Here is a 9460-nt window from a genome sequence, read left to right on the forward strand (position 1 = left end):
GGAACCCGGAGATCCGGGGGCGGTCATCCGGCCACCGCCGGGAAGGTGAGGGCGTCCTCCAGCGTGCGGGTGAGCCTGCGTCCCGGCATGAACCGGAAGTAGGCGTCCCGCACCGGCCGCCGGATGGGGTCCTCGGACTGCTCGAAGGTGCTGATACCGCGCGAGGCGGCGACCATGCCGCGGGTCCGCTCGCGCCGCTCGTCCTCGTACCGGCGCAGGGCCCGCGGCAGGTCGCTCGCACCGCGCAGCGCCCGGCCGAGGACCACGGCGTCCTCGATGGCCATGCCTGAGCCCTGGCCGAGGCTGGTCAGCATCGGGTGCGCGGCGTCGCCCAGCAGGGTCACCGGGCCCCGGCCCCACCGCTCCAGGAAGGCGCGGTCCCGCGAGGGCACCGCGATGATCGACTCCTCGGGGGTGGCGATGACGGCCTGGCGCACCTCGTCGGCCCATCCCTCGTAGCAGTGCAGGATCTCCGCCTTGCCGCCCTTCCAGTCCCGCGAGAGCTCGGCCGGCATGTTCTTCGTCCCCCACCAGTACAGCCGCCCGCCGCCCATGTCGACGAGGCCGAAGCGCTTGCCGCTGCCCCAGAAGTGGGTGACCGAGCCCGGCGTGAACCGGGGGTGCGAGAACGGTACGACCGCGAGCCAGCAGACATAGCCGCTGTCCTGCGAGTCCTCCGGACCCACCAGCTGCCTGCGCACGACCGAGTGGAAGCCGTCGGCTCCGATCAGCACGTCCCCCTCGGCGGTGCTGCCGTCGTCGAAGGACAGCCGTACCCCTCCGCCCGGCACTCCGTCGGTCTCGAAGCCGGTCGCGGCCGCGCCCAGCCGGATGGGGATGCCCTCGGCGGCCTCCAGCAGCGACTGCTGGAGGTCGGCCCGGGTGATGAGGACGCTCGGCACCCCCAGTCGGCCGATGATCTCCGGGAACGGGAACTCCCGGATCAGCCTGCCCGTGGCCGTCTTCACCTGATAGGAGCGCAGGGCCTCCCCGCGCTTCTCCAAGTCGATGCCGACGCCCAGCGAGTTCAGCGCCCCGACGGCGTTGCTCATGACGGACAGCCCCGAGCCCGCGGCCCGCAGCTCGCCCGCCCGCTCGTGGACCTCCACGTCCAGGCCCGCCTCGCGCAGGGCGATCGCGGCGGTGAGGCCGCCGATGCCCGCCCCGAGGACCAGGGCCTTCCTGCGGTCTGTCTGCTTCGTCATCTCACTGTCCGATCAGTTCGGTGACGACCCGGACCATGTGGGCCACGTACGGCTCCTCCATGATCGTGAGGTGGTCGCCGGGTACGTCCACGACGTCGAGCCTCCCGCTGGTGCGCTCCCCCCAGCCGTTGCTGGGGTCGGCGTGCATGCTCTCGATCGCCGTGTGCATGGAGTTGAGTACGTCCGGCAGCGGCTCGGACGCGTGGATGAGGACCATGTCCTGGTCGACGACCTCGGGCCGGTAGGCGAACGCCGCCTTCCAGTTGGCCTCGTACACGTGGAACAGGCGCCGCACGACGGCCCCGCCGCTTCCCGCGGGCAGGACGCCCTCGTCGATGGCCAGCCGGGCGATGAAGTCGAACTTCTCGTCCAGCGTGCTCAGTTCGGCCGGAATGAGCTCCAGCGGCGAGTCCCCGCCGCGGCGCAGCCACAGCAGCTCCCAGAAGAACCAGCCCAGCAGGGCCTCGTCGCCCGTGGTCAGCCGCCGGCCCGGGTTGAGGGCGGTGGTGTCCAGCAGGACGAGCCGGGCGATCTCCTCCCCGGCGGCCCGCAGCTGCCGGGCCATCTCGAAGGCCACGAACCCGCCGAAGGACCAGCCGCCGATGACGTAGGGACCGCTCGGCTGCACCCGGCGTACGGCCTCGATGTAGCTCGCCGCGATCTCCTCCACGCTGCGCAGCGGCTCGGTGCCCGGATCGCCGCCCGCGGCCTGGAGGGCGTAGAACGGCCGGTCCTCCTCCAGGTACTTGGCGAAGCGGAGGTAGCAGAGCACGTTGCCGCCCATGGGGTGGACGAAGAACACCGGGCGCTTGGACCCGGCCGGGCGGATCGGCACCAGCGGATCGAAGGCCGTCGTCGCCCCACCCGCACGCAGCCGCCCCGCCAGCTCGGCCACGGTGGGCGCCGAGACGAACTCGGACAGCGGGACGCTGATCCCATAGCGCTGCTCGATCTGGACCACCAGGCGCATCGCGGTGAGCGAGGTCGCCCCGAGGTCGAAGATGTTGTCGTGCACCCCCAGCCCGGTCAGCTGGAGCAAGTCACCCACGAGCTCCACCAGGGTCTGCTCGTACGCGTCGCGCGGCGCGGCCGCGGTGTCCTCACGGCCCGCGGCGGACAGCGGGGCCGCCCGCAGGGCGGCGTCGTCCCGCTTGCCGCTCGGGGTCAGCGGCAGGGCCGCCACCCACTCGAAGTGCGAGGGCATCATGTACTCGGGCAGCACCGTCCGCAGCTGCTTGCGCAGCAGCGCGAGATCCGCCCCGTCCGGGTCGCCGGTCAGGAAGGCCGCGAGGAAGGAGTCGTTGCCCTCCCGGCGGCGGGCCACGACGGCGGCCTCCGAGATCCCCGGGTGGCCCGCGGCGAAGCGGGTGATGGCCAGCTCCACCTCGGCCGGCTCCACCCGGTAGCCGCGCACCTTGACCTGCGCGTCCGCCCGGCCCAGGCACACCACGTTCCCGTCCGGCAGGACGAAGCCGAGGTCGCCGGTGCGGTACAGGAGCTCCCCCGCCGCCGCGTTCGCGGGGAAGGGGTGCGGGACGAACCGCTCGTCGGTGAGGTCCTGGCGGCCGACGTACCCCTCCGCCAGGCAGGCGCCCGCCAGGTACAGCTCGCCGCGCACCCCGGCCGGGACCGGACGCATCCCGGGGTCCAGGACGTGCACCCGCGAACCCGTGATGGCCCGTCCGATCGGCGGGAGCGCCGGGAACGCGGCCGGATCACCCGTCATCGTGTACGTGGTCACCACGTGCGACTCGGTCGGCCCGTACTGGTTCTCCAGCAGCACCCCCGGCAGAGCCGCGCACAACCGCCGGATCTCGTCGGTGACGCGCAGCTGTTCGCCGGAGGAGAGCAGGGCCCGCAGGGAGCGCGGGACCAGGCCGAGCGCGTCGGAGGCTTCGGCGAGCTGCTGGAGCGCGACGTACGGCAGGTACAGGCGCTCGACCCCCGCCCGGTCGAGCAGCCGCAGCAGGGCGGGCATGTCGCGGCGCTCCTCCTCGGGGAGCAGCAGCAGGGTCCCGCCGCCCGCGAGCGTGGAGAAGATCTCCTGGAACGACACGTCGAAGCTCAGCGGCGCGTACTGCGCGGTGACCCCGCCGGCCACACCGCTGGGGACGGAGTTCTGCCAGGCGACCAGCTGGGCCAGCGAACGGTGCGGCATCGCCACGCCCTTGGGCGCTCCGGTGGAACCGGACGTGAACAGGACGTAGGCGATCGAGTCGGGTGTGATGTCCTCGGTCACCTCCGCCGGGATGCGCGGCAGGTGGGGCCGCCCTTCCTCTTCGCCGAACAGGTCCTCGGCGGCCAGGACCAGCCCCGGGACGTCCACGACCGAACGGTGCTCGGCGCCGGTGACGACCCGGAACGGCCGGGCCTGCTTGATCATCGAGGTCAGCCGGTCCACCGGATAGCTCACGTCCAGCGGCACGGTCGCGGCGCCGGCCTTCATCACCCCGAGGATCACGGCGACGGTCTCCGGGGAGCGGTCCATGGCGATGCCGATCCGGTCACCGGTCCGGGAGCCCAGCGCGAGCAGTTCGCGGGCCACCCGGTCGGCGGCCCGATCCAGTTCGGCGTAGCTCCAGCGGCGGTCGCCGAAGACCAGTGCCGTGGCCCCGGGGGTCCGTGCGGCCTGCGCGGCCACGGCCCGTACGACGTCCGGCGGCGCGGCGGCGGTCCCCGTCCGCCCTTCCGCGGCGGGTTCCGCCGCGGGGGCCAGGAAGCCGAAGTCCGGTGTCTCGTCGGGGTGGTGGACGAGGCGGTCCAGGATCGCGGTGAACCGCTCGGCGTACAGGTCGGCCTGGGCCGGGGTGAACGTCAGCCCGTGGTGGTCCAGCCGCAGCCGCACGGAGCCGTCCACCGGATCCGTCATGGCGTTGACGAGCAGCTGGAAGTTGGTCTCCTCCCAGGTGCGGAAGTCCAGCAGCCGGACCCCGGGCAGTTCGAACACCGTGGCCAGCTGGCGGAAGTGGATGTAGTTGAAGGCGGTCTCCAGGACGGCGGCGCCCCGGTCCTCCTGGATCGCGCTCAGCGGGTACCGGCGGTGGGCGTGGCTCTGCTGCTCCTGCCGGAACGCGGCGCGGACCACGTCCGCCCAGCTGTCGGCGGCGATGCCCAGCCGTACGGGCATCGTGTTGAGGAAGAGGCCGGCGATCCGGTCGCCGCCCTCCAGTTCGGGCCGCCCGTGGGTGACCAGGCCGGTGGTGATGTCGTCGGAGCCGGAGAACAGCCCCAGGGTCAGGCAGTGCGCCGCGAACAGCACCGACTTCACGGGCAGGGCACGCTCCCGGGCGAACAGGTTCACCTGCGAGGTGAGGCCGGCCGGCAGGTCCACGATCCGGGTGATCTGCGTGTCCGGGCCGGGCGCCTCGTGGCCGCGGAACGGCTCCAGCCGCAGCAGCGGCGCGTCGCGCAGCCGCTCCCGCCAGAAGGCCCGGGTCCGTTCCGACTCCAGGGCCTCGCGCTCGGCCCGCACATGGTGCGCGGCGGACGGCAGGATCGTTTCTGCTACGGGATCGACGGGGTGGCCCAGGCCGTGCAGGTAGTCCTGGAGCAGCTCGGCGACCAGGGTGGCGACGCTGCCGCCGTCGAGGATGGCGTGGTGGAAGCTCAGCACCATTTCGAGGGTGTCCGGGCGGACGTGGGCGCGCAGGTGGTACAGCGGCGCCTGCTCGAACACGTAGCGGTGGTGGCGCCGTTCCTCGATGTGCGCACCGATCTCGGCCAGTGCCTCGGTCTCCTCCCGGCCGCGCAGGTCGACGACGTCGAACCCGCCGGTCACGCGGTGGTCCACGATCTGCAGCGGTTCGGAGAACGAGCCCAGGTCGAAGGAGGAGCGCAGCACGGGGTGGCGCTCGACCAGCCGCTCGAACGCCCGCCGGAAGCCCTCCTCGTCCCACGCGGCCGTCACGCTGTACTGGAAGACGTCGCGGTAGACGGCCGAGTCCTGCTCGGCCCGGCTGTGGTAGAGCAGCCCGAGCTGGAGGCGGGTCAGCGGGTACGCGTCGGCCCGGCCCTCCAGGCGGGCCCGGTCCACGCCGGAGACCAGCGCGAACGGGGGGAGCACGGGCTCGGGAGCGGGGGCGGCGTCCCTGGTGGCGAGGGCCGCCAGCTGGGCGACGGTCGGCTGCTGCACCAGGTCCGTGAGGGAGAACACGATGCCGGCCCGCTCCGCCCGGGAGCGGATGCGCAGCATGGTGATGGAATCCCCGCCGAGCGCGAAGTAGTCGTCGTGGACGCCGACCCGGTCGGCCCCGAGCACCTCGGCCCAGATCGCGGCGAGGGTCTCCTCGGTGGCGTCGCGCGGGGCCGTGTACCCCCGGCCGGAGGTCACCGAGGGGGCGGGCAGGGCGCGGCGGTCGGCCTTGCCGTTCGGGGTGAGGGGGATGGCGTCGATCCGGATGAAGTGCGCCGGGACCATGAACTCGGGCAGTACGGCGGCCAGGTCCTGGCGCAGCTGGGATGCGCCGAGCTCGGTGTCGGCGACGTAGTAGCCGACCAGGACGAGGCCGCGGTCGCCCGACTGGTGGTCGACCACCACGGCGTCGCGCACGCCGGGCACGGAGGCGAGCCGGTTCTGGACCTCGCCCAGCTCCACCCGGTTGCCGCGGATCTTGACCTGACCGTCGATGCGGCCGAGGTACTCCAGCGTGCCGTCGGCCAGCCATCGGGCCAGGTCGCCGGTGCGGTAGAGCCGTCCGCCGGGGACGAAGGGGTCCTCGGTGAACTTCTCCGCCGTCAGCTCGGGCCGCTCCAGATAGCCGCGGGCCACGCCGACGCCGCCGATGCACAGCTCCCCGGGGACCCCGGCGGGCTGGAGGCCGCCGTGCGCGTCGAGCACGTACAGCCGGGTGTTGTCGATGGGCCGGCCGATGGGGACGCGGCGGACCGAACCCTCGCCGGCGGGGCAGTCGTAGAAGGAGACGTCGACAGTGGCCTCGGTCGGGCCGTACAGGTTGACCAGACGGGGCGCGTCCGCGCCGCGGCCAGCGAAGACCCGGTTGAACTGCTCCACGCGCGCCGCGGGCAGGGCCTCGCCGCTGCAGAACACCCGGCGCAGGGAGCCGGCTTCGGCGCGCAGCTGCGGGTCGTCCTCCAGCAGGTCCAGGAACGGGCCGAGCATCGAGGGGACGAAGTGCAGGGTGGTGACGCGCTGTTCGGCGATGGTGCGCAGGATGCCCCGCGGGTCGCGCTGGCCGCCCACGGGCAGCAGGGCCAGGCCGGCGCCCTCGATCGCCCACCAGAACAGCTCCCAGACGGAGACGTCGAAGGAGATGGGGGTCTTCTGGAGCAGGACGTCGTCCTCGCCGACCGGGTAGGCGTTCTGCATCCAGGCCAGCCGGTTGACCACCGAGTGGTGCTCGACCATGACGCCCTTGGGGCGGCCGGTGGAGCCCGAGGTGTAGATCACGTAGGCGAGATCGCGCGGGCCCGCCTGCTCCGCCACCGGCTCGTCCGGCCCGGTCAGCAGTTCCGCGGTGGCGAGAACCGGCACCGGCAGGTCCCCGGCCCGGGCGGCGTCGTCGGCCAGGACGGCCTTGGCCCGGCTGTCCTGGAGCAGGAACGCGATCCGCTCGGCCGGGTAGCCGGGGTCGACGGGGACGTAGGCGCCGCCGGACTTGAGCACGCCGAGCAGGGCGACGATCAGCAGCGGGGAGCGGTCCATGAGGACGGCCACCCGGACCCCGGCGCCCACGCCCCGCCGGCGCAGGGCGTGCGCCACCTGGTTGGAGCGGGCGTCGAGCTCCGCGTACGTCAGCGACGGAGTGCCGTCGGCGGCGGTGACGGCGGTACGGCCGGGCGTCCGGGCGGCCTGCTCGGTGATCAGGGAGTGGACGGTCCGGTCGTGGGCGTAGGGGGTGTCGGGCCCCTGCCACAGCCGGGTCAGCTCCTTGTGCTCGGCCTCGTCGAGGACCGGCAGGGTCACCGCGGGCCGGTCCGGTTCGGCCAGCCCGGCGGCGAGCAGCCGCAGCAGGTGTCTCGCGACGGCGGTGACGGGGTGGTCCTCGGCGAACACGTCCACGGCGTAGTCGAGGTCGACCCGCAGCTCCGCGTCGTCCTCGAAGGCGTGGACCATCACCGCCAGGGCGTCCTGGTGGTGCACGGGTGCGAGGACGACGGAGTCCAGCGCGGCGCCCGGCAGCGGGGCGGGGCGGGGGTGGCGCAGGTAGGACAGGGTGATGTCGAACAGGCGGCGGGAGCCGGCACCGGCGGCCGGGAGGTCGCGCAGCACGTCCCCGAGGGACAGCCGCTCGTGGCCGCGCAGCGCGTCCGTACCGCGCCGGACGGCCGCCGCCAGCCCGGGCAGGGTGGTCTCCGAGCCGACCGGCACGCGCAGCGGCAGGTTGTTGGCGAGCTGGCCGACCGTGCCGAGCTCGGCGTCCGTGTGGCGGTTGCGGAACGGGACCCCGAGGACGAGTTCCTCCGTGCGGTGCACGCGGCTGAAGTAGGCGGCGAAGGTGGCCGCCAGGTACGCGAACGGGGAACCGCCGGCGTCCCGGATGCGCCGGACCAGACCGGCGTCGACGGTGAAGGTGTGCCGGGCCCGGCGCCGCCCGCCGACGGGTGCCACGGTGGCGCGGGTGAACAGGGCGGGCTGGACGCCCGCCAGCGTCTCGCGGAAGAAGGCCCGGTCCTCCTCGAAGGCGGCGGACCCCCGGTAGGCGGCCTCGGCCTCCACGAGGGAGGCGACCGGGCGGCCCGCCGTGGAAGCCGCCACGGGAGCCGCGCGGCCGGTCAGCGCGGAGTAGCGCTCCCACAGGTCGAGGCTGACCCGGTTGAGCGCCCAGGCATCGGCGATCAGGTGGTGGGCGTTGAGGTGCACATGGACGACCGTGGCGCTCTCGCGCAGGATCGCGGCCGTGAACAGTCGCGAACGCCGCAGGGTGAAGGGCCGGGTGAGGGAGTCCTCCCGCCAGGCGGCGCAGGCCGCCGCGGGATCGGCCTCGCCGGACAGGTCGACGTACGCGACCCAGGGGCCGGCCACCTCCTCACCGTCGGCCGCGGCGACCCACTGGCAGGGGGTCCCCTCGTGTTCGTCGAAGCGCAGCGAGAACGCGTCATGGGAGCGCAGGGCCCCTTCGAGGGCCTCCTGCAAACGGTCCGCGTCGGCCTCGCCGGCCAACCGCTCGTGCAGGACCACGTTGAACTGGGGGTCACCCGGCGCGGTGGACTCGGCGACCCAGATGTCCTGCTGATAGGCGGACAGGGGGAGCTGGCGTATAGCGGGCATCGGCCTTCCTTCGCTAATTCGGACGGCCGGATGTTTTCGCCGTCCGATGCCCAGGAGCCTACGTTTCCCGCAATCCGGTACACCACTACTCGTATGAGTAGACGCGGACTACCCGTTCAAGTAGCCCGGCCGGGGAATATGTGATCCGCGCAATATTGGTTCAAGGATTTCCGTAGATGGTCGCTAACATCTCCCTCATGACCTCCACACCTCCTTCCCGGAAATCCGTCCTCGTGCGGGGAAGTGGCCCTGGACTGCTGCTCGCGCATGGTGCGGGCAGTGACATCGAGGACAGCTTCGGCCCCGTCATAGAAAATCTCGCGGCCCGCCGGACCGTCGTCGGGCCCGATTATCCGGGCTCCGGTGATAACCCGCTCCCGGACGTTCCCCTGACGCTCGACATGCTGGCCGACCACATTGTGGAAAGCGCTGTGCAATCCGGCGTGCATTCCTTTGCAATATCCGGATTCTCGATGGGGACGACGGTGGCCGTACGGGCCGCCGTACGCCATCCCGAACGCGTTACCGCGCTGGTTCTCTCGGCCGGGTTCGCCCGGCGCAACGCACGTCTGAAGCTGGTGGTCGACACCTGGCGGGCGCTGGGCGCGCCGGGCGGCGACGGCCGGGTCCTGGCCTCCTACCTCTCGCTGCTCGTCGGCGGCACCCGCTGGCTCGACGCCCGCTCCGAAGGAGAGGTCGGGGAGCAGCTGGAACTGTTCGCCGCCGGCATGCCGCCGGGTACCGACGCACAGCTCGCGCTCTTCGACGAGCTGGACGTCCGGGCCGATCTGGCCCGGATCGATGTGCCCGTCCTGGTCGTCTCCCCGTCGGGCGACCTCCTCATCACTCCCATTCACTCCCGCGAACTCGCGGAGGGGATCCCGGGGGCCCGGCTCGCGAGCCTCGACTGCGGTCACGCCATCGCGGCGGAGCTCCCGGCCGAGTGGGCCGCGCTGATCGACGGGTTCCTGTCCTCCGTCGGGGGCTGACCGGCCGGCCCCGGGCGGGGCCGGCCGGTGTGTGAGCC

Annotated in this window: 3 protein-coding genes; 1 reads left to right on the forward strand and 2 read right to left on the reverse strand. The window is 72.9% G+C overall.

Annotation, left to right across the window (positions count from 1 at the left end):
- Window positions 1-23: 23 nt before the first annotated feature.
- The gene (locus ACFVXK_RS16760; RefSeq protein ID WP_389612312.1) at window positions 24-1205 is read right to left on the reverse strand and encodes an FAD-dependent monooxygenase; all 1182 of its coding nucleotides are present in this window, start codon (window positions 1203-1205) and stop codon (window positions 24-26) included.
- A gap of 1 nt (window position 1206) precedes the next feature.
- Window positions 1207-8433 carry an amino acid adenylation domain-containing protein gene (locus tag ACFVXK_RS16765; protein WP_389612314.1) on the reverse strand — a complete coding sequence of 2409 codons (7227 nt, stop codon included), beginning with the start codon at window positions 8431-8433 and terminating at the stop codon, window positions 1207-1209.
- A 197-nt stretch (window positions 8434-8630) separates the two neighbouring features.
- On the opposite strand from ACFVXK_RS16765, the gene ACFVXK_RS16770 reads away from it, so the two are divergent.
- Complete coding sequence (locus ACFVXK_RS16770; protein WP_389612316.1) at window positions 8631-9422, forward strand: alpha/beta fold hydrolase; 792 nt, start codon at window positions 8631-8633, stop codon at window positions 9420-9422.
- Window positions 9423-9460: the final 38 nt, after the last annotated feature.

Origin of the sequence: Streptomyces sp. NPDC058157 (assembly GCF_042884105.1) — a bacterium.
In the GTDB taxonomy this organism is placed as follows: Bacteria; Actinomycetota; Actinomycetes; order Streptomycetales; family Streptomycetaceae; genus Streptomyces.

Coding starts and splice junctions, on each gene's coding strand:
- ACFVXK_RS16760 (WP_389612312.1), bottom strand. CDS start 1,205: ATGACGAAGCAGACAGACCGCAGGAAGGCCCTGGTCCTCGGGGCGGGC.
- ACFVXK_RS16765 (WP_389612314.1), bottom strand. CDS start 8,433: ATGCCCGCTATACGCCAGCTCCCCCTGTCCGCCTATCAGCAGGACATC.
- ACFVXK_RS16770 (WP_389612316.1), top strand. CDS start 8,631: ATGACCTCCACACCTCCTTCCCGGAAATCCGTCCTCGTGCGGGGAAGT.